Source organism: Mycobacterium sp. NPDC004974 (genome assembly GCF_053600815.1).
On sequence record NZ_JBSGAQ010000026.1, the window covers coordinates 1 to 23,088 of the forward strand.

A 23,088-nucleotide genomic window follows, 5' to 3' on the forward strand; every position below is an offset into this window, starting at 1 on the left:
TGCTCTCTGACTCCGCGCCGATGGCTGTGGTGACCACCGCTGATCTGGTGGATCGGTTGGGCGGACGTGGGTTGACGGTGATCGATGTCAACGACCGCGCGGTCTACAGCCAGCCGTGTACGGCGCTACCGATGGGGCCGAGGCCCGACGACATCGCGTATCTGATCTACACGTCGGGTACTACGGGTGTGCCCAAGGGTGTGGCGGTTGCGCATCGGAATGTGGCGCGGTTGCTACGGGCGGTGGACGCCGATGTCGAGTTGTCTGCGGGTCAGGTGTGGACGCAGTGTCATTCGTTGGCTTTCGACTTTTCGGTGTGGGAGGTTTTCGGCGCGCTGTTGCATGGTGGCCGGTTGGTGGTGGTGCCCGAATCGGTGACACGATCGCCTGAAGAGTTCCACGCGTTGTTGGTCGATGAACATGTGAGTGTGTTGAGTCAGACACCCTCGGCGTTCTACGCGTTGCAAGCGGTGGATACCGCCCGGCCGGAAAACCGGCTGGCGCTCGACGCTGTGGTGTTCGGCGGTGAAGCGCTGGAACCGCAGCGGCTGGCTCCGTGGTTGGCTGAACACCCGAGGCTGCCGCGGTTGATCAATATGTATGGGATCACCGAGACGACGGTGCATGCGTCGTTCCGGGAGATCACCGCGGCCGATGTGGGGAATGCGGTCAGTCCGATCGGTGTACCTCTGGACGATCTCGCGTTCTTCGTGCTCGACGATTGGTTGCGGCCCATGCCTGCGGGTGTGGTGGGCGAGTTGTACGTGGCTGGTGCGGGTTTGGCTGCCGGCTACGTTGGCCGAGCCGGGTTGAGCGCGTCGCGATTTGTGGCGTGTCCGTTCGGAGCGCCGGGACAGCGGATGTATCGCACCGGGGATCTCGTCTGTTGGGGCTCCGATGGGCAGTTGCAGTACCTCGGGCGGGCCGATGAGCAGGTCAAGATTCGCGGCTATCGCATCGAGTTGGGTGAGATCGAGTCGGCGTTGACGGCTTTGGATGGGGTCGAGCAGGCGGTGGTGATCGCCCGTGAGGACCGTCCCGGCGACAAGCGTCTGGTCGGCTACATCACCGGAACCGCCGATCCGTCGGCAGCTCGTGCCGAACTCGCGACAAAGCTCCCGGCCTATATGGTGCCCACCGCGGTGGTAGCCATCGAGGCTGTCCCGTTGACGGTCAACGGCAAGCTCGACAAGAAGGCTTTGCCTGCACCGGAATACCAGCACATCGATGACTATCGGGCCCCGTCGACTCCGACCGAGGAGATCCTGGCCGGGATCTACGCCCAGATCCTCGGACTGGACCGTGTCGGCGTCGATGCGTCGTTCTTCGAGTTGGGTGGCGACAGCATCTTGTCGATGCAGGTGGCCTCGCGCGCCCGGGCCGCGGGCCTGACGTGTCGCCCGCGGGACATCTTCGTCCAGCAGACTGTGGCCCGACTGGCCCAGGTGGTCGAGTCGACGGGTGTGACCGACGAACCGGCTGACGAGGGCCTCGGACCGGTGGCGGCTACCCCGATCATGCGGTGGCTGAAGAACCTGAGAAGAGCCGACAGCCCGATCGACGAGTTCAACCAGACGGTGCTGTTGCAAGCTCCTGCGGGTGTTACCGAGGCCGACGTCGTAGTTCTGTTGCAGGCCTTGCTCGATCGGCACGGCATGCTCCGATTGCGTGCCGAGGACGACGGCGCCGGCGGATGGTCGTTGACGGTGCCCGAAGCGGGTTCGGTCGACGCCGCCGGATGCGTGCACTCGGTGGATGTGTTGTCTGACGACGCCCTGGTATCGGTGAGGTCAACGCTGGACCCGGCCGCCGGGGCAATGCTCGGCGCGCTGTGGGTGACTTCCACGAGTCAGCTGGTGCTGATCGTTCACCATCTGGCGGTCGATGGCGTGTCGTGGCGAATCCTCCTGGAGGATCTCAATGTCGCCTGGGCGCAGCATGGTAGCGGTCGGCCGGTGACGCTGGTGCCCGCCGGCATGTCGTTCGCCCGATGGGCGGACCTGCTGTCTCAGGCTGCACTGAACCCGCATGTGGTGGACCAGGCGCACGTGTGGCGACAGGTGGCGGCCACACCGCCGGCATTGCCCGCATCGCAACCCCAGGTCGATACCTATGAGACCGCCGGGCAGCTGTCGATGACGTTGGACGCCGAGACCAGCCACATGCTTCTCGGCGAAGTGCCCGCCGCGTTTCATGCAGGCACCCAAGACATCTTGTTGATTGCGTTCGGGTTGGCGGTCGCCGAATTCTCGCGCAGCAGCGCACCGATTGCCATCGATGTGGAGGGGCACGGGCGCCAAGAGGACTTGGCAGATTTGGGTGTAACTGCCGGCCTCGACATCGACCTGTCGCACACCGTGGGCTGGTTCACCGCGAAGTACCCGGTGTCGTTCGACTTCGGGGGCCACCTGCACGGATTGCCCTGGACGCAGGTGAAGGCGGGTGACGCAACGCTCGGTGCGGTGGTCAAAGCCGCCAAGGAGCAGCTGCGAGCTCTGCCCGACGGTCTCACCTACGGCCTGCTGCGTTACCTGAACCCAGAAATTGAGCTGGCCGGGCCGGATCCGGCGATAGCGTTCAACTACCTGGGCCGCCTGGGTGGGGCTGTGGGAGACGCCTCCGGTGATGTCTGGCGGATGCGTTCTGAGGGCTTGTCGTTGACCCGCCTGGCCGGGGCGGTTCCCACGCCACTCGGGCATACCGTCGAGCTCAACGCAGCCACCGTCGATACCGACACGGGCGTGCTGCTGAACGCCGACTGGACATGGGCGCACTCAGTCCTGGACCGCACGGAAGTAAGCCGACTGGGCCAACTGTGGTTCGATGCGCTGGCCGGAATCTGCGCGCACGTGCGAAACGGTGGCGGCGGGCTGACCCCGTCGGACATCGCTCCTGCCGCGCTGAGCCAGCAGCAGATCGACGAACTCAGCCGGCAGCACCGGATTTCCGATGTCCTGCCGCTGACGCCGTTGCAACAGGGATTGCTGTTCCATGCGGGGACCGCTCGGGGCTCTCGCGACGTATATGCGATGCAACTGGATATTGCGTTGAGCGGCCCGCTCGATCAGGAGCGGCTCGGCGAGGCGGTCCAGGCGGTGGTCCGGAGACATCCGCACCTGGTGGCCCGCTTCTTCGAGAAGTTCGAGCAGCCGGTGCAGGTCGTACCCGCGGATCCCGTGGCGCCGTGGCGGTGTATCGAACTGGACGTCAACGGTATTGGCGTTGATCAGCAGATCCAGGACATCTGCGCCGTCGAACGTGCCGCGGTCTGCGATCTCGAAAACCAACCCGCCTTCCGGGCCTGCGTCATTCGCATCGCCGATGACCGGTACCGGTTCGTGCTGACGGCGCACCACATCGTGCTCGACGGCTGGTCGATGCCGATCTTGCTGCAGGAGATCTTCGCCGGCTTCGGTGGGCAACGGTTGCCCGCAGCCGCGCCGTATCGCCGGTTCGTCACCTGGCTCGGCGAACGGGATCGCGCCGGCTCCCATGAGGTATGGCGCGAGATGTTGGCCGGATTCGACACACCGACATTGGTGGGGCCGGCCGATCGAAACAGGCTGGGACAGCGGGGTATCGAGACATTCCGGCTTCCGGAGGAGACCACCCGCGCAATCGGTGAGTTGGCGCGCACCCATCACAGCACCACCAACGTCGTGCTGCAGGGCGCCTGGGCACTCCTGCTGAGCTCGCTGACCGGCCAGCATGATGTCGCATTCGGCACGACGGTCTCGGGGCGGCCGGCCGACGTCGAGGGCTCGGATTCGATGGTGGGCCTGCTGATCAACACATTGCCGGTGCGGGCCACGGTGAAACCGAACACCACCACCGCAGATCTGTTGCGTCAGTTGCAAGGTGCCCACAACGACACGCTCGAGCATCAGCACGTGGCGCTCAGCGACATCCACCGCATCAGCGGTCAGGATAGGTTGTTCGACACCCTCCTCGTTTTCGAGAACTACCCGATCGACACCACCGCACTGTCGGGCGTCGACGGGTTGGCGGTCACCGGGTTCGATTTCCGCGAATCCAACCACTACCCGCTGGCGGTGCAAGCCCTCCCGGGCCGCGAATCGGGTTCCCGCGTCGAACGCGAAATGCAGCTCCGTGTCGAGTACGACACCGAGGTCTTCGCCCCGGTCGCCGTCGAGGCCTTGGTTGAGCGGCTGAAAGCAGTTCTGGCAGCGATGACCTCGGATCCGGAGCGGCCGTTGTCATCGGTCGATCTGCTCGGTGACGCTGAGCACGCCCGCCTGAACGAGTGGAGTCACCGGGCGGTCTTGACGGAACCGGTGACGGCGAAGTCGATTCCGGCACTGTTCGCCGAGCAGGTGGCATCCACTCCGGACGCGGTCGCGGTCACTTTCGAGGGCCGGTCGATGACTTACCGGGAACTCGACGAGGCCGCCAACCGGTTCGCGCGCGTATTGTCCGCCCACGGCGCGGGCCCGGGCGAGGTTGTGGCGCTGCTGTTCTCCCGGTCGACCGAGGCCATCGTGGCGATTGTGGCTGTGCTGAAGACCGGAGCGGCTTACGTGCCGATCGATCCGGCGCTTCCGGTGGCCCGCATTGCATTCATGCTGGAAGATGCCGAGCCGATCGTCGCGGTCACCGCGGCCGGAGGACGTTCTCTCCTGGACGGGATTGATGTCCCCGTCATCGATATCGACGATGCCGCCGAAGGCCGGCCGGGGACTGCGATGCAGGCCCCGTCTCCCGACGACACCGCTTACATCATCTACACGTCCGGCACGACGGGTGTGCCGAAAGGCGTTGCCATCCCGCATCGCAACGTGCCGGGACTGTTCGGCTCCCTCGACGACAACGTGTCATCGGGACCCGGGCAGGTATGGACGCAGTGGCACTCGTACAGCTTCGACGTCTCGGTGTGGGAGATCTTCGGTGCGTTGCTCCATGGCGCACGCCTGCTGGTGGTACCGGAATCGGTCGCCGCATCACCCGATGATTTCCACGATTTGCTGGTGACCGAACACGTCACCGTATTGAGTCAGACCCCATCGGCCGCGGGCATGATCTCACCGCAGGGTCTTGAGTCGGCGGCGTTGGTGGTGGCCGGCGAAGCCTGTCCTCCTGAGCTGGTGGACCGCTGGGCGCCCGGACGAGTGATGATCAACGCCTACGGTCCCACCGAGGCCACCGTCTACGCATCGATCAGCGCACCCCTCACTCCGGGATCGGTGGTGCCGATCGGCGCACCGGTCGCCGGCGGAGCGCTGTTCATACTTGATTCCTGGTTGCGGCCGGTGGCGCCCGGAGTGGTCGGTGAGCTTTACATCGCCGGCCGCGGTGTGGGAACGGGATATTGGCGCCGGGCAGGCCTGACGTCTTCCCGTTTCGTCGCCTGTCCCTTCGGGGCGCCGGGAACCCGCATGTACCGCACGGGTGATCTGGTGCGGTGGGGCCTTGACGGTCAAGTGCAGTACCTGGGACGTGCTGACGAGCAGGTCAAGATCCGCGGGTACCGCATCGAACTCGGTGAAGTCCAGGCCGCGCTGGCCGCAGTCGACGGCGTGACACAAGCCGTCGTGATCGCTCGCGAGGACGATCGCGCGGCATTGCGTCTGGTCGGCTATGTCACCGGAACGGCCGAGCCAGGCCAGATCCGCGCGCGGCTGGCCGAGCGGCTCCCGAGCTACATGGTCCCGTCCGCGGTGATGGCGATCGATGCGGTGCCTCTGACGGTGAACGGCAAACTCGACAGGCGTGCTCTACCGGCACCGGACTATCTCGACACCGATCACTATCGCGCCCCGGCGAACCCGGTCGAGGAGATCCTGGCCGACATCTATGCTCGTGTCCTCGGTCTGGCTCGGGTGGGGATCGACGATTCGTTCTTCGATCTGGGCGGGGACTCGTTGTCCGCGATGCGTCTGGTCGCTGCGATCAACACATCGTTGGGGGCCGGTATCACGGTGGGTTCCCTGTTCGATGCGCCCACGGTGGCACAGCTCGCACTGCGGGTCGGTGGGGCAGAGGCCCGGTTGGAGCCCTTGGTGGCCGCTGAACGGCCTGCGGTCGTGCCGCTGTCGTTCGCCCAGTCACGTTTGTGGTTCCTGGACCAATTGCAGGGTCCGTCACCGGTTTACAACATGACGGCCGCGTTCCGGCTGACCGGCGCACTGGATGTCGAGGCATTGAGCGCGGCGCTGGCCGACGTGGTGGCTCGCCACGAAAGCCTGCGCACCCTGTTCGCCGCGCCCGACGGCATCCCGCGCCAGATCGTGATGGCCTCAGGACATGCCGAACTCGGCTGGGAAGTTGTCGATGCCAGCGGCTGGACGCCGGCGCAGGTGCAGGCCGGCATCGAGGCCGCGTCGCGGCATACTTTTGACCTGTCTGCCGAGATTCCTCTGCGGGCAAAGCTGTTCCGGCTGGCCGATGACGAGCACGTGCTCGTCGCGGTGGTGCATCACATCGCCGCGGACGGTTGGTCGGTCACCCCGCTGGTGGCCGATCTCGGCGTGGCCTACGCCAACCGGTGTGCAGGGCAGGCCGCCGACTGGGCGCCGCTGGCGGTGCAGTACGCCGATTACACGTTGTGGCAGCGTGCGCAGTTCGGTGACTTCGAGGACAGCCAGAGCCGTATCGCCACGCAGCTCAGCTACTGGCGGGACGCGCTGGCCGACATGCCCGAGCGCATCGACCTGCCGACCGATCGGCCGTACCCGCTGATGACCGATCAGCGCGGTGCCACGATGCGAGTGGACTGGCCGGCCGAGTTGCAGCAACAAGTGGCCCGGGTGGCGCGTGAACACAACGCGACCACCTTCATGGTGGTACAAGCGGCGCTGTTGACATTGCTGTCGAAGCTCGGCGCGAGTTCCGATGTGGCGGTGGGTTTCCCGATCGCCGGCCGCCGTGACCCCGCGCTGGATGAACTGGTCGGTTTCTTCGTCAACACACTGGTGCTCCGGGTGGACCTGGCCGGTGACCCGACCGTCACCGAGGTCCTGGCTCAGGTACGGGCACGCAGCCTGGCCGCGTTCGACAACCAGGATGTGCCGTTCGAAGTCCTCGTCGAACAACTGAACCCGACCCGGTCGCTGGCCCACCATCCGTTGATCCAGGTGGCGCTGGCATGGCAGAACTTCGCCGGGCATGATGTCAATGATTCGGCTGCCGGGATGGCATTGGGTGATGTGCAGGTCACCCGGATGCCCGTGGACACCCACACCGCCCGAATGGATTTGAACTTCTCGCTGGCTGAACGCCGGACCGAGTCCGGTGAGCCGGCCGGCATCGGCGGGACGGTGGAATTCCGCACCGACGTGTTCGATGCCGACACCATCGAAACCCTGATCGCCCGGTTGCAGCGGGTGCTCACGTCCATGACGGCCGACCCGACCGCGCGGCTGTCGTCGGTCGATCTGCTCGGCGAGGATGAGCACGCCCGCCTCGCGGACCTCGGCAACCTCGAAACGCTGACCCGGCCGGCGCCCAGGCCGATCTCGGTTCCCGCGCTGTTCGCCGAGCACGTGTCCCGTACGCCCGAGGCGGTGGCGCTGACCGCCGGTGAGCGCTCATGGACCTACCGCGATCTCGACGAATCCGCGAACCGCTTGGCGCACTTGCTGATCGGCCGGGGAGCGGGCCCAGGGCAGTGCGTCGCACTGCTGTTCAACCGGTCCGCTGAGGCGATCATCGCCATCCTGGCGATCCTCAAAACCGGAGCGGCGTATCTGCCGATCGATCCGGTGGTGCCCGATGCCCGGCTTGAGTTCGTGCTGACCGACGCCGGTCCGGTTGCCGCCGTCACCACGACCGATCTGGCCGATCGACTGCAGGGGCACGGCGTCGCGGTTGTCGACGTCAGCGAGATCGGCACCCTCGCGCTCCAGCCGAGTGGTGAGATGCCGGCGCCGCACGCAGACGACATCGCCTACCTGATCTACACCTCGGGTACCACCGGTGTGCCCAAAGGTGTTGCGGTCACCCATCACAACGTGACCCAGCTGCTGGAGTCACTCGACGCCGGGCTGCCTCGCCCGGGAGTGTGGCCCCAGTGTCACTCCCTGGCCTTCGATGTCTCGGTGTGGGAGATCTTCGGCGCTCTGCTCCGTGGTGGACGGGTAGTGGTCGTACCCGAGGACATCACGGTCTCACCGGACGATTTCCATGCCTTGCTGGTTGGCGAACGAGTCGACGTTCTCACTCAGACTCCTTCCGCGGTAAGGGCGTTGCCGACCGAGGGCCTGGAGTCGGCGGCGTTGGTCGTGGTCGGAGAAGCCTGCTCACCCGAGGTCGTCGAGCAGTGGGCTCCCGGCCGCGTGATGATCAACGCCTACGGACCCACCGAGACCACGATGTGCGTGGCGATCAGTGCGCCCCTGGAAGCCGGCCACGGCGTGCCCATCGGCTCACCGGTTCCCGGAGCCGCGCTACTGGTGCTCGACGAGTGGCTTCGTCCGGTGCCTGCCGGAGTCATCGGTGAGCTGTACGTCGCAGGTGCGGGCCTGGGATATGGCTACGTAGGCAGAACCGGCTTGACCGCCTCGCGGTTTGTCGCGTGTCCGTTCGGTGGGCTCGGTACGCGCATGTATCGCACCGGGGACCTGGTGTGCTGGCGCCCGGACGGGCAGTTGCAGTACCTGGGTCGCGCCGATGAACAGGTCAAGATCCGCGGTTATCGCATCGAACTCGGTGAAGTCCAGGCCGCCTTGGCCGTTCTCGACGGTGTGGAGCAGGTGGCGGTGATCGCCCGTGAGGACCGTCCCGGTGACAAGCGCCTCGTCGGCTACATCACCGGCACCGGCGAACCGGCCAGTCTTCGCGCCGAACTCGCCGACCGGCTGCCGGCGTACATGGTTCCGGGCGCGGTTGTGGTGCTCGACGCGCTGCCTCTGACGGTCAACGGAAAGCTGGACACCCGAGCACTTCCCGCTCCCGACTACGGCTCCGGGGATGCCTATCGCGCGCCGGCGGATGCCGTCGAAGAGGTCCTGACCGATATCTACGCCCAGGTGCTCGGGCTGGAGCGGGTCGGAGTCGACGACTCGTTCTTCGACCTCGGCGGAGACAGCATTCTGTCGATGCAAGTGGTTGCCCGGGCTCGGGCAGCCGGCTTGGTGTGCCGCCCGCGCGATGTGTTCGTCGAGCAGACCGTGGCGCGGCTGGCGCGGGTCGTCGAGGTCGCCGGCGGCTCTCATGGCCCGGTTGACGAAGGCGTCGGGCCGGTACCGGCAACACCGATCATTCGGTGGCTGAACAACGTTGAAAGCACCGGCCCGGTCGATGAGTTCAACCAGACGGTGCTCGTGCAAGCTCCTGCGGGTGTTTCTGCGGCCGATGTCGTAATCCTGTTGCAGGCCTTGATTGATCGCCATGGCATGCTCCGGCTGCGGGCCGGGCGCGATGGTGCCGATGACTGGTCGTTGGCGGTGCCCGAACCCGGCTCGGTGGACGCACGAGAGTGCGTGCGATCCGTGGGCACGTTGACCGATGAGGCGCTGGTCGCGGCGCGGTCACGGTTGAACCCGGCGGCCGGGGTGATGCTGAGCGCGCTGTGGGTGAACTCGACGAGCCAACTGGTGTTGGTCGTCCACCACCTGGCCGTCGACGCGGTGTCGTGGCGAATCATGTTGGAAGACCTCAACATCGCCTGGTCGCAGCATCGCGGTGGGCAACCCGTGGCCCTGCCGCCGGCCGGCACATCTTTCGCGCGGTGGTCCGAACTGCTGCACGCGCACGCCGGTCATCCGGACGTTGTGGCCCAGGCCGACGCGTGGCGGCAGGTAGCGGCCACTCCAGCGGCGTTACCGACAGTGCAACCCGACGTCGATACCTACGAGACCGCCGGGCAGCTGCGGGTGTCGTTGGACGCGGAAACCACGCGCATGTTGCTCGGCGAGGTGCCGACGGCGTTCCACGCCGGGGTGCAGGACATTTTGTTGATCGCGTTCGGGCTTGCGGTGGCTGAGTTCTCAGGAGCCTTGGGCACACCCGGTAGGCCGATCGCCGTTGACGTCGAAGGGCACGGCCGCCAAGAAGAACTGGCAGACCTGGATGGAACCGCCGGTCTGACCATCGACCTGTCGCGCACGGTCGGGTGGTTCACCGCCAAGTATCCGGTGGCCATGAACTTCGGGGACGACGTCAGCGGACTGTCCTGGTCCCAAGTGGTGACCGGTGACGCAGCGTTGGGCGCGGCGATCAAAGACGCGAAGGAGCAGGTGCGTTCGCTGCCCGATCCGCTGACGTACGGGCTACTGCGCTACCTGAACGCCGACGTCGATCTCGACGGCGTCGACCCGACGATCGGGTTCAACTACCTGGGGCGCCTCGGGGGCGGAGCCGCCGAGACGACCGACGACCTGTGGCGGATCTCAGCGGACGGGCTGTCGGCGACCGGCGCGGCAGCGGCCATGCCCATGCCGTTGTCCCACACCGTGGCGCTCAATGCGGGCGCCATCGACACCGAGACCGGCCCGCAGTTGCAGGCGAACTGGACCTGGGCGCAGTCGACCGTCGATGAGGCACAGATCAACCGGCTCAGCGGGCTGTGGCTGGACGCCCTGGCCGGCATCTGCGAGCACGTGCGAAACGGTGGGGGCGGACTGACCCCGTCGGACATCGCGCCTGCCCGGCTCAGCCAGCACGAGATCGATGAGTTGTCACGGCAGAACCGGGTGGCAGACATCCTGCCGCTGACCGCATTACAGCAGGGGCTCGTCTTTCACAGCAGCACCGTGCAGGGCTCCGATGACGACCTGTACGTGGTGCAGTTGGACATCACCGTCGCCGGTGCGCTCAACGAGCACCGGCTCCGGGATGCCGTGCAGGCAGTGGCCAACCGCCATCCGCATCTCGCGGCCCGATTCTGCGAACAGTTCGACGAACCGGTGCAGGTCATCCCGGCTGATCCCGCCGCAGGGTGGCGCTATGTCGAATTGGGCGGCGCCGCAACCGAGGAGCAGATCCGGCAGGTATGCGCTGAGGAACGCGCCGCGGTCTGCGATCTGGCACATCCGCCGGCCTTCCGGGTGGCGGTCATCCGCACCGCACACAACAGCCACCGGGTGGTGCTCACCAATCATCACATCGTGCTCGATGGCTGGTCGCTGCCCATCCTGCTGCAGGAGATCTTCGCCTCCTACCACGGTCACCGGCTGCCCGCGGCCACGCCGTATCGCAGCTTCATCAGGTGGCTGGCCGATCGCGACATCGAGGCAGCACATGCGGCCTGGCGTGAGGTACTGGACGGTTTTGACACCCCCACCCTCGTCGACTCGTCGCAGAAGTCCGAGCCGGGGCAGCGCGGCGTGCGGGCACATCAACTGTCCGCGAAGATCACCCGGGCGGTCACCGAGCTCGCGCGCTCGCACCGCACCACCGCCAACATCGTGTTGCAGGGCGCATGGGCGCTCCTGCTGAACTCACTGACCGGCCAGCGTGACATCGCCTTCGGCACCGTGGTCTCCGGGCGGCCGGCCGAGGTGGTCGGCGCGGAGTCGATGGTGGGCCTGCTGATCAATACGGTGCCGGTGCGCGCTGACATCACCGCGGCGACCACCACCTCCGACCTGCTTGACCAGCTGCAACACGCTCAAACCAAGACTCTTGAGCACCAACATCTCTCGCTCAGCGAGATCCACCGCATCACCGACCATGACCGGCTGTTCGACACCCTGTTCGTGTTCGAGAACTACCCGGTCGACACCGCTGCGTTGTCCGGCGCCGGCGACGGCTTGGAGATCATCGATTTCACCAGTCACGAATCGACCGACTACCCGCTGACGATGCAAGCGATACCCGGTGATGAACTTCGCCTGCGTCTCGAATACGACACCGCCGTCTTCGACACCGCCGACATCGATGTGCTCACCGAGCGGATCGAGGCTGTGCTGGAGGCGATGACGACCGATCCGGGTCGTGCGCTCTCGGCGGTCAGCCTCCTCGACGAGGCCGAGCGCGCGCGCCTTGCCCAGTGGGGCAATCGGGCGGTGCTGTCCAACCTGGCGCAGCCGGCGTCGGTGCCGGAGCTGTTCGCGGCGCAGGTGATGCGGGCGCCGGAGGCGGTGGCGCTGGTCTGTGGCGACCGGTCGCTGACGTATCGGGAACTCGATGAGTCCGCGAATCGGTTGGCGCACTTGCTCGTCAGTCGGGGAGTGGGCCCCGGCGAGCGGGTCGCGTTGATGTTCCCGCGTTCGGCGGAGGCCGTCGTGGCGATCCTGGCGGTGCTCAAGAGTGGCGCGGCATATCTGCCGATCGACCCGGCGCTTCCCGAGGCCCGCGTCGAGTTCATGCTGACCGACTCTGCCCCGATCGCCGCGGTCACCACGACTGAGTTGGTCGACCGGTTCGATGGGCACGGCCTGATGATCTTCGACGTAGCGGACCCGGTCGTCGCCGACCAGCCCAGTACGGCACTGGCGGCACCGGCCCCCGACGACATGGCCCACATCATCTACACGTCGGGCACCACCGGGCAGCCCAAGGGGGTGGCGGTCACCCAGCGCAACGTGGCGCAGCTGTTCGACTCGCTCGAGATCGGTGTGCCGCTGGAGCCGGGACAGGTGTGGACGCAGTTCCATTCGTATGCGTTCGACTTCTCGGTGTGGGAAATCTGGGGTGCGCTGCTGCACGGTGGCCGGCTCGTGGTGGTGCCCGACTCGGTGACCCGTTCGCCCGAGGATTTCCACGCGCTTCTGGTACGCGAACGGGTCACGGTGTTGACCCAGACCCCGTCGGCCGTGGGAGTGCTGCCGGTGCAGGGCCTCGACGCGACATCACTCGTGATCGGGGCAGAACCTTGCCCGCCGGAGTTGGTGGATCGCTGGGCGCCGGGACGGGTGATGGTCAACGTCTACGGCCCGACCGAGACCACGATGTGGTTGTGTGCCAGTGCGTCTTTGGCCGCCGGTTCGGGTGCCCCGCCGATCGGAGCACCGACAGCGTGGGCGGCGTTCTTCGTGCTGGACGAATGGCTGCGGCCGGTACCGGCAGGCGTGGTAGGTGAGTTGTACCTGGCCGGCGCCGGCGTCGGCATCGGGTATTGGCGCCGGGCGGGACTGACCGCATCGCGCTTCATGGCATGTCCGTTCGGGGAACCCGGCACGCGCATGTACCGCACCGGCGACCTGGTGCGATGGCGAGCCGACGGGCAGCTGGATTACTTCGGCCGCGCCGATGAGCAGGTCAAGATCCGCGGGTACCGCATCGAACTCGGCGAGATCCAGTCGGCGCTGACCGCGCTGGAAGGGGTGGACCAAGCGGCGGTGATCGCCCGCGAGGATCAGCCGGGTGACAAGCGTCTGGTGGGCTACATCACCGGGACTGCCGATCCGGTCAGAGCGCGTGCGGCACTGGCCGAACGGCTGCCGGGCTACATGGTTCCCGCCTCGGTGGTGGCCCTCGCTGCGCTGCCGGTGACGGTGAACGGCAAGCTCGACACCCGGGCACTACCGGCGCCGGACTACCGCGATACCGACCATTACCGCGCGCCGTCCGGCCCGGACGAGGAGATCCTGGCCGGGATCTACGCTCGGGTGCTGGGTGTGGAGCGCGTCGGTGCAGACGACTCCTTCTTCGATCTGGGCGGGGACTCCGTCTCGACGATGCGGCTGGTTTCGGCGATCAATGCCAGCCTGGATACCGAACTCTCGGTACGCACGGTGTTCGAAGCTCCCACCGTTGCGCAGTTGGCGCTGTGTATCGGTGAACGCGCGGGGGCGGTGAACCCGCTGGTGGCGAGTGAGCGCCCTGCTGTGATTCCGTTGTCGTTCGCCCAGAATCGGTTGTGGTTCGTCGACCAGCTGCAAGGGCCGTCCCCGGTTTACAACATGCCGGTCGGCCTGCGGCTTCACGGTCGGCTCGACGCGGACGCGTTGGGCGCGGCGCTGGGCGACGTGGTCGCCCGCCATGAGAGCCTGCGCACGCTGTTCGACTCACCCGACGGAACACCTCGCCAGGTGGTGATGCCGATCGACCGCGCGGACTTCGGTTGGACGGTCGTCGATGCCACCGGCTGGGCGGACGGCGAGCTGGACGCGGCCATCGATGCCGCCGTCCGGTACAGCTTCGACCTCAGTTCCGAAATCCCGATGCGGGCAAAGGTTTTCCGCGTCGCCGAGGATGAGCACGTCCTGGTGGCCGTGGTCCACCACATCGCTGCCGACGGCTGGTCACTGACCCCGCTGGTGCGCGATCTGAGTGTGGCGTACGCCGGCCGGTGCGCCGGGCAGGCGCCCGACTGGGCGCCATTGCCTGTGCAGTACGTCGACTACACGCTGTGGCAACGTACGCAGCTGGGCGATCTCGAGGACCGTGACAGCCCGATCGCCGCGCAGCTGGGCTACTGGGAAGACGCCCTCGCCGGCCTCCCCGAACGCCTGGCATTGCCCACCGATCGTCCATACCCGCCGGTTGCCGATCAGCGCGGTTCCACTGTCGAGGTCGAATGGCCCGCCGAGCTGCAGCAGCGGGTGAACGCGGTGGCCGCCGAGCACGGGGCAACCAGTTTCATGGTGGTGCAGGCCGCGCTGCTTACCCTGCTTTCCCGGCTGAGCGCGAGTTCGGATGTGGCCGTGGGGTTCCCGATCGCCGGGCGTCGCGACCCGGCACTCGAGGAGCTGGTCGGTTTCTTCGTCAACAATCTGGTGTTGCGCGCGGATCTGACCGGTGATCCCACCGTGGCGGAGTTGCTGGCCCAGGTGCGCACGCGCAGCTTGGCCGCCTTCGAACATCAGGACGTTCCGTTCGAAGTTCTGGTGGAACGGCTCAACCCGACCCGCAGTCTCGCTCACCACCCGTTGGTGCAGGTGGCGTTGGCGTGGCAGAACCTTCCCTGGCAGGACACCGGCCCCGCCGACGGGCTGAGCCTGGGCGACCTCGATGTGACCCCGTTGCCCGTGGACACCCAGACCGCCCGCATGGATCTGACGTTCTCGCTCGGAGAACGCTGGACGTCCGAAGGTGCGCCCGCCGGAATCGGTGGGGCAGTGGAGTTCCGCACCGATGTGTTCGACACGGACAGCATCGAAACACTGATCGCGCGGTGGCAGCGGGTCCTGGCGGCGATGACGGCCGACACCACCCAGCGGCTCTCGTCCCTGGACCTGCTTGACGAGGCCGAGCTTGCCCGACTGGATGCGTGGGGCAATCGGTCGGTACTGGCGACGCGTGAGCCCGCCACGACACCGGTTCCCGTCTCGATTCCGGTGTTGTTCGCCGAACAGGTCGCCCGAGCGCCTGAGGCGGTGGCGATCAGTTTCGGCGGCCGCCGCATGTCGTATGGGGAAGTCGACGAGGCGGCAACTCGGTTGGCGCACACGCTGGCAGCTCACGGTGTGGGGGCAGGTGCCTGCGTGGCATTGCTGGCGGAGCGTTCCGCAGAAGCGGTCGTGTCGATGCTGGCGGTGCTCAAGGCGGGGGCGGCATATCTGCCGATCGACCCCGTATTGCCCGATGCGCGAATTGAATTCATGCTCGCCGATGCCGCGCCGGCAGCAGCGATCGTCACCACCGGCCTGGCCGATCGACTGGCCGGGTGCGACCTGCGGGTCATCGAGGTCGATGATGTCGCGGATGCCGCGCACCCGGGTCTCGACGGCCTCGACGGCACCGCCTTGTCCGCGCCGGAGCCGGACGACATCGCCTACATCATCTACACCTCGGGAACCACCGGCGTCCCCAAGGGAGTGGCGATCACCCATCGCAACGTGACCGGGCTACTGGGCTCGTCTGACACGTTCTTGGCGGGACAGACGTGGACGCAATGGCATTCGTACGCCTTCGACGCCTCGGTTGAGGAGATCTGGGGCGCGTTGCTGCACGGCGGGCGGCTGGTGGTCGTTCCCGAGTCGGTGGCCCGCTCGCCAGAAGACCTGCAGACGCTGCTCGTCGCCGAGCAGGTCAGCGTCTTGAGCCAGACGCCCTCAGCGGTCGCACTGCTGTCGCCCGAGCGTTTGGGTGCGGTGTCGTTGTTGGTGGCTGGTGAGGCCTGCCCGGCCGAGTTGGTGGATCGCTGGGCGCCCGGACGCATGATGGTCAATGCGTACGGCCCGACCGAGACCACGATATGTGCTTCCAGGACTGCGCCTCTGGTGCCTGGGACGGGCGCTCCGTCGATCGGTGCGCCGGTTCCGAGCTCGGCGCTGTTCGTGCTCGACGGGTCGTTGCGTCGGGTACCGCCAGGGGTGGTCGGGGAGTTGTATGTCGCCGGCCGCGGCGTAGGTGTCGGCTATCTGGGCCAGGCGAATCTGACCGGATCACGCTTTGTGGCTTGCCCGTTCGGCGCGCCGGGAACCCGCATGTACCGCACCGGCGATCTGGTGTGCTGGGGTACCGATGGGCAGCTGCGTTACGTGGGACGTGCCGACGAGCAGGTCAAGATCCGTGGGTATCGCATCGAACTCACCGAGATCCAGGCGGTTTTGGCCGGGCTGGACGGCGTCGAACAGGCAGCCGTGATCGCACGTGCGGATCGCCCTGGCGACAAGCGGCTGGTGGGTTACGTGACGGGGACTGCGGACCCGGCCAAGCTCCGCGCCCAGCTGGCCGAACAGCTCCCGCCCTATATGGTCCCGGCCGCGGTGGTCACCTTGGCGACATTGCCGTTGACCCCCAACGGCAAACTGAACACGCGGGCCCTGCCCGCACCCGAGTACCGGGACATCGACCGTTACCGCGCTCCGGGGACCCTCACCGAAGAGATCCTCACCGGGATCTACGCCGACGTGCTGGGAGTGGAGCGGGTCGGGGTCGACGATTCCTTCTTCGATCTGGGTGGAGATTCGCTGTCGGCGATGCGTCTGGTCGCCGCGATCAACACCACCCTCGATACCGGTCTCGCGGTGCGTGTCTTGTTCGAGGCGCCGACGGTGGCGCAATTGGCGCCGCGCATCGGCGGCGACGAGGCTCGTCTGGATCCGCTGGTGGCAGGTGAGCGTCCCGCGGTGATTCCGCTGTCGTTCGCGCAGTCCCGACTGTGGTTCCTCGATCAATTGCAAGGTCCGTCACCGGTTTACAACATGGCGACGGCACTGCGGCTCAGCGGGACCCTGGACGCCGACGCGTTGGGTGTTGCACTCGCCGACGTGGTGGCCCGTCACGAAAGCCTGCGTACCGTGTTCCCGGCAGTCGAGGGAATCCCGCGGCAGTCGGTGCTTCCGGTAGCGCAGGTGGACTTCGGCTGGGATGTTGTCGATGCCACCGGTTGGACGGCAGAGCAGTTGCACGAGGCGATCGGTGAGGCGGCGCGTCACGTATTCGACCTGTCCGGCGAAATTCCGTTGCGGGCGAAGCTTTTCCGCCTATCGGGTGACGAACATGTGCTGGCTGCGGTGGTGCACCACATCGCCGCCGACGCCTGGTCTCTCACGCCGCTGGTGACCGACCTCGGCGTGGCCTACGCCGGCCGGAGTGCCGGACAGGCCCCTGCCTGGGCGGATCTGGCCGTCCAGTACATCGATTACACGCTATGGCAGCGTGCACAGTTCGGGGACTTCGACGACAGCCGGAGCCGGATCGCCACACAGCTGACCTACTGGCAGGATGCGCTGGCCGGCATGCCCGAACGGGTGGAACTGCCCACCGACCGGCCGTATCCGCCGACCGCTGATCAGCGCGGCGCCGTCGTCACCTTGGACTGGTCCGCCGAACTTCAGCAGCAAATCAGCCGAGTCGCTCGTGAGCACAATGCGACCAGCTTCATGGTGATCCAGACGGCGTTGCTGACGCTGATGTCCAAGCTCAGCGGAAGTTCCGATGTGGCAGTGGGTTTCCCCATCGCCGGCCGGCGCGACCCCGCGCTCGACGAGCTGATCGGGTTCTTCGTCAACACGTTGGTGCTGAGGGCCGATCTGGCTGGAGATCCGACGGTTGCGGAGTTGTTGGCGCAGGTGCGGTCCCGCAGTCTGGCCGCCTATGACCACCAGGATGTGCCGTTCGAAGTACTCGTCGAGCGGCTCAATCCGACCCGGTCCCTGACCCACCACCCGCTGATACAGGTGGCGCTGGGATGGCAGAACGTTCCCGGTCAGTCCGGTGGCGGCCTTGCGCTCGGTGATCTCGAGGTCAGCCAGATGCCCGCGGACACCCACACCGCACGTATGGACCTGAGCTTCTCGATGGCGGAACGACGGACCCCGACCGGTGCACCTGCCGGAATCGCGGGGACGGTGGAGTTCCGCACCGACGTGTTCGACACGGCGACCATCGAAACGATGATCAACCGGTTCGAGCTCGTGTTGTCAGCGATGACCGCCGATACCGACCGGCGTCTGTCCACGATCGACCTGCTCGATGTCGTCGAACACACCCACATCGATGCGATGGGTAACCGGGCGGCGCTGGCCGGGGCGGTGCCGGCCTCGAATCCGGTGTCGGTCCCAGCGGTGTTCGCCGCCCAGGTCGAACGCGACCCGGAGGCCGTGGCGGTCACCTTTGACGGCCGCTCGCTGACGTACCGCGCGCTCGATGAGGCTGCAAACCGGTTGGCGCACTTGCTCATCAGTCAGGGAGCCGGGCCCGGTCACTGCGTGGCCCTGCTGCTGGAGCGGTCTGCGGATGCGATCGTCGCGATGCTGGCGGTGCTGAAGACGGGGGCCGCCTATCTGGCGATCGACCCCGCGCTGCCCTCGGCTCGAATCGACTTCATGCTGGACGATGCCGCACCGATCGCCGTGATCACCACCACCACCCTGGCCGGCCGACTGGACGGCCAGAGCCTGCGGGTGATCGACGTCGGTGACCCGGCGCTGGCGAACGAGCCCAGCACCGCGCCCGCGGAACCGGCGCCCGAGGACATCGCCTACCTGATTTACACCTCGGGAACGACCGGCCTTCCCAAGGGCGTGGCCGTCACTCACCACAACCTGACTCACCTGGCCCGGTCCACACCTGAGCAGCTGCCCGAGAACCAGGTTTGGACGCAGTGCCATTCGTATGCGTTCGACTTCTCGGTATGGGAGATCTGGGCCGCACTGCTGGGCGGGGCACGCCTGGTCGTGGTGCCCGAGTCGGTCGTGACTTCACCCGCCGAGTTCCATGCTCTCCTGGTCAGCGAGCAGGTGAACGTGCTCACCCAGACCCCGTCGGCGGCTGGTGCGCTGTCCCCGGAGGGGCTGGAGTCGGTCGCGCTGCTGCTCGGTGGCGAGGCGTGTCCGGGTGAGGTGGTCGATCGTTGGGCGCCCGGGCGGGTGGTGATCAACGCCTATGGCCCCACCGAGATCACGGTGTACGCGTCGATGAGTGCACCCTTGAAACCGGGGTCGGGCGCCGCACCCATCGGGGCGCCCGTCCCGACGTCGGCGCTGTTCGTACTCGACCAGTGGTTGCGTCCCGTGCCTCCCGGCGTGGTCGGCGAGCTGTACGTGGCCGGCGACGGTGTGGCGTGTGGCTACCTGGGCCGCTCGGGATTGACGGCGGCGCGGTTCGTGGCGTGTCCGTTCGGTGAGCCGGGGCAGCCCGCAACGCGGATGTATCGCACCGGAGACCTCGTGAGCTGGCGTGCTGACGGGCAGCTGCAGTACCTGGGCCGTGCCGATGACCAGGTCAAGATTCGCGGCTATCGCATCGAGCTCGGCGAAGTGCAGGCCGTTTTGGGCGGACTGGACGGGGTCGGGCAGGCGGTCGTGATCGCCCGCGAAGACCACCCGGGGATCAAGCGTCTGGTCGGCTATGTCACCCAGGACGCGGCAGGTTCGGTGGATCCGGCGGGGATCCGAAATACGTTGGCCGACCGGCTCCCTCCCTACATGGTCCCGGCGGCAATCGTGGTCCTGGACGCGTTGCCGTTGACGGTCAACGGCAAACTCGACACCCGCGCCTTGCCGGCACCGGAGTACCAGGACGCCGATCGGTACCGCGCACCGGAGACGCACGTCGAGGAGGTCCTGGCGGGCATCTATGCCGAGGTACTCGGGCTCGAGCGGGTCGGGGTCGATGAGTCGTTCTTCGACCTGGGCGGAGACAGCATCCTGTCCATGCAGGTAGTGGCTCGGGCCAGGGCGTGCGGCGTGATGTGCAGGCCCCGTGACGTTTTCGTCGAGCAGACCGTAGCCCGGCTGGCTCAGGTGGCAGGCCTGGCCGATGATGACGCCGGTCCGGTGGACGAGGGTGTCGGTCCGGTGGGGGCGACCCCGATCATGCGATGGCTGGAAGAGGTGGACCGTTCCGGCGGCCCGGTCGACGAGTTCAACCAGACGGTGGTGGTGCAAGCCCCACCGGGGGTCACCGAGTCCGACGTCGAGACGGTTTTGGCTGCGCTGCTGGACCGGCATGCCATGCTGCGTCTGCGTGCTGAAGACGGTGGGGCAGGGACCTGGTCGCTCGTGGTACCCGAGAAGGGTTCGGTGCGAGCACACCTGGAGTCGGTGGACGCGCTGTCCGATGAAGCACTGGTGGCGGCCCGGTCCAGGCTGAACCAGGCTGCCGGGGAGATGGTCAGTGCGCTGTGGGTGGCGTCCACCGGCCAGCTGGTGTTGACCATTCATCACCTCGCGGTCGATGCGGTGTCGTGGCGGATTCTGCTCGAGGACCTCAACATCGCCTGGGCTCAGCATTCCCAGGGTCAGCCGGTCGCGCTCTCTGCGACCGGGACGTCATTCGCGCAGTGGACGGCACTGCTCGGCGAGCATGCGCGCTCCGCGGCGGTGCAGGGTCAGGCCGCCGTCTGGCAACAGGTGTTGGCGACGCCATCCGCGCTACCCACGGTGCAGCCCGAAGTCGACACGTACGCCACCGCCGGCCACCTCACCGCGTCGTTGGATGTCGAGACGACCCGGGTCCTGCTCGGTGAGGCTCCGGCTGCGTTCCACGCTGGGGTGCAAGATATTCTGCTGATCGCCTACGCGCTGGCGGTGACAGAGTTCCTGGGTGTCACCCTGCCGGTGGCCATCGATGTCGAGGGTCACGGCCGTACCGAAGAATTGGGTGGAACCGTCGACCGGAACATCGACCTCTCGCGCACCGTGGGCTGGTTCACCGCCAAGTACCCCGTGGCGCTCAATGTCCGGGGGCCTCTGGCCGGGCTGCGCTGGTCTGAGGTGAAGGCGGGCGATCCGGCACTCGGCCGCGTGATCAAGGACGCCAAGGAACAACTGCGTGCCCTACCCGACGGCATGACCTACGGGCTCCTTCGCTACCTCAACCCTGGCATCGACCTGGCCGGAGCCGACCCGACCATCGGTTTCAACTATCTCGGCAGGCTGGGCGGCACGGGCGCCGCGCAGCCGGACGAGCTTGCCGGCCTCTGGCAGGTCAGCAGCGATGGGGCGACGTTCGCCGCTGCGGCCACGGCGATACCGATGCCTCTCGGTCACACCGTGGAACTCAACGCGAGCACCGCCGAAACCGAGACCGGCCCAAGTCTTCACGCCACGTGGACGTGGGCTCCGTCGGCCCTGGACGAGACCCAGGTCAGCCGACTCGGCCAGCTCTGGTTCGAAGCACTGAGCGGCGTCTGTGCGCACGTCCGCAACGGCGGCGGAGGTCTGACACCGTCCGACATCGTCCCCGCCCGCCTCACCCAGCCAGAGATCGACGAGCTGAGCGAGCACCACCGCGTTGCCGACGTACTGCCCCTGACGCCTCTGCAGCAGGGACTCCTGTTCCAGGCCAACGCAACTCACACCAACGATGACGACGTCTACGCCATGCAACTCGACGTCACCATCACCGGCCCGCTGGATCCACACCGGCTGCGCGAGGCGGTGCGCAACGTGGTGCAGCGCCACCCCAACCTGGCTGCGCGGTTCGACAAACGATTCGGCGACCCCGTCCAGATCATCCCGGCCGATCCCAGCGTGCCATGGCAGTACGTCGAAATGGCCACGGATGTCCTCACCGAGGAGCAGATACAGGAGTTGTGCGCCGCCGAACGCGCATCTGTCTGCGACCTGGTCCATCAATCGGCATTCCGCACGGCGCTGATCCAGACCGCGCACAACGTGCACCGGTTCGTCATGACCTATCACCACATCGTGCTCGATGGCTGGTCACTGCCGATCCTGTTGCAGGAGATCTTCGCCGGCTACTACGGGCAACGCCTGCCTGCCGCCGCGTCGTACCGCAGGTTCGTGACATGGATGGCCGATCGCGACGTCGATGCCGCCCACGCGGCATGGCGTGAGGTCCTGGCGGGATTCGCCGCCCCGACCCTGGTCGCCCCCAACCGGGTAACACCAGGGCGACGGGCCACCGAGTCCTTCCGAGTGCCCGCCGAAACCACCCAGGCGGTCAACGAACTCGCGCGCTCACAACACACGACCGCCAACACCGTGCTCCAAGCTGCGTGGGCACAGGTGCTCATGTGGCTCACCGGCCAACACGACGTCGCGTTCGGCGTCGCGGTCTCGGGCCGGACGGCAGAAGTGGCAGGCGCGGATTCGATGGTGGGCCTGCTGATCAACACCGTGCCGGTCCGGGCCACCATCACGCCGGACACCACCATCGCGGGCCTGCTCGACGAACTGCAGCGCAGTCACGGCGACACGCTCGAGCATCAGCATCTGGCGCTCAGTGAAATCCACCGTGCCGTGGGCCATGATCAATTGTTCGACACGCTGTTCGTCTATCAGAACTATCCGGTGGAGAACGTGGCGTCAGCCATGGCCGACGGGTTGGCAATCACCGAGGTCAACGGCCGCGAATACAACCACTACCCATTGACTCTGCAGGCCATGCCCGGCACCGAGCTGGTACTGCGTGTCGAATTCGATACCGACGTGTTCACCGCCCAGCGTGTGAGCAAGGTCGTCCGACGGTTCCAGCGGGTGCTGGAGGCCATGACCGGGGAGGTACAACAATCGTGACAGCCGACTCCAACCGGCGGTTGTTGTCGATGGATCTCGACGACGACGATGAGCTTGAGGAGCTCGATGGGTGGGGTAACCGGGCAGCCCTGAAGGGGGCGGTCCCGGCGACGGTGTCGATTCCGGTCTTGTTCGCCGAGCGGGTGGTTCGTCATCCGGACGCGGTGGCGGTCAGCCTCGATGACAGTTCGTTGACCTATCGGGAACTCGACGAGGCCGCGAATCGGTTGGCGCACTTGCTGGTTGAGCGGGGTGTGGGTCCGGGGCTGCGGGTGGCGCTGTTGTTCCCGCGGTCGGTTGAGGCGGTCGTGGC

At 66.8% G+C, this 23,088-nt stretch carries 2 protein-coding genes; both read left to right on the forward strand.

Annotated elements, in window-relative coordinates:
* A partial coding sequence (locus ACWEFV_RS32180) for a non-ribosomal peptide synthase/polyketide synthase (protein ID WP_450073103.1) occupies nucleotides 1–22,775 on the forward strand: 22,775 nt, incomplete at its 5' end.
* Nucleotides 22,772–23,088: AMP-binding protein (locus ACWEFV_RS32185; RefSeq protein ID WP_450073104.1), on the forward strand; the 317-nt coding region annotated here is incomplete at its 3' end. The genes ACWEFV_RS32180 and ACWEFV_RS32185, both read left to right, overlap by 4 nt.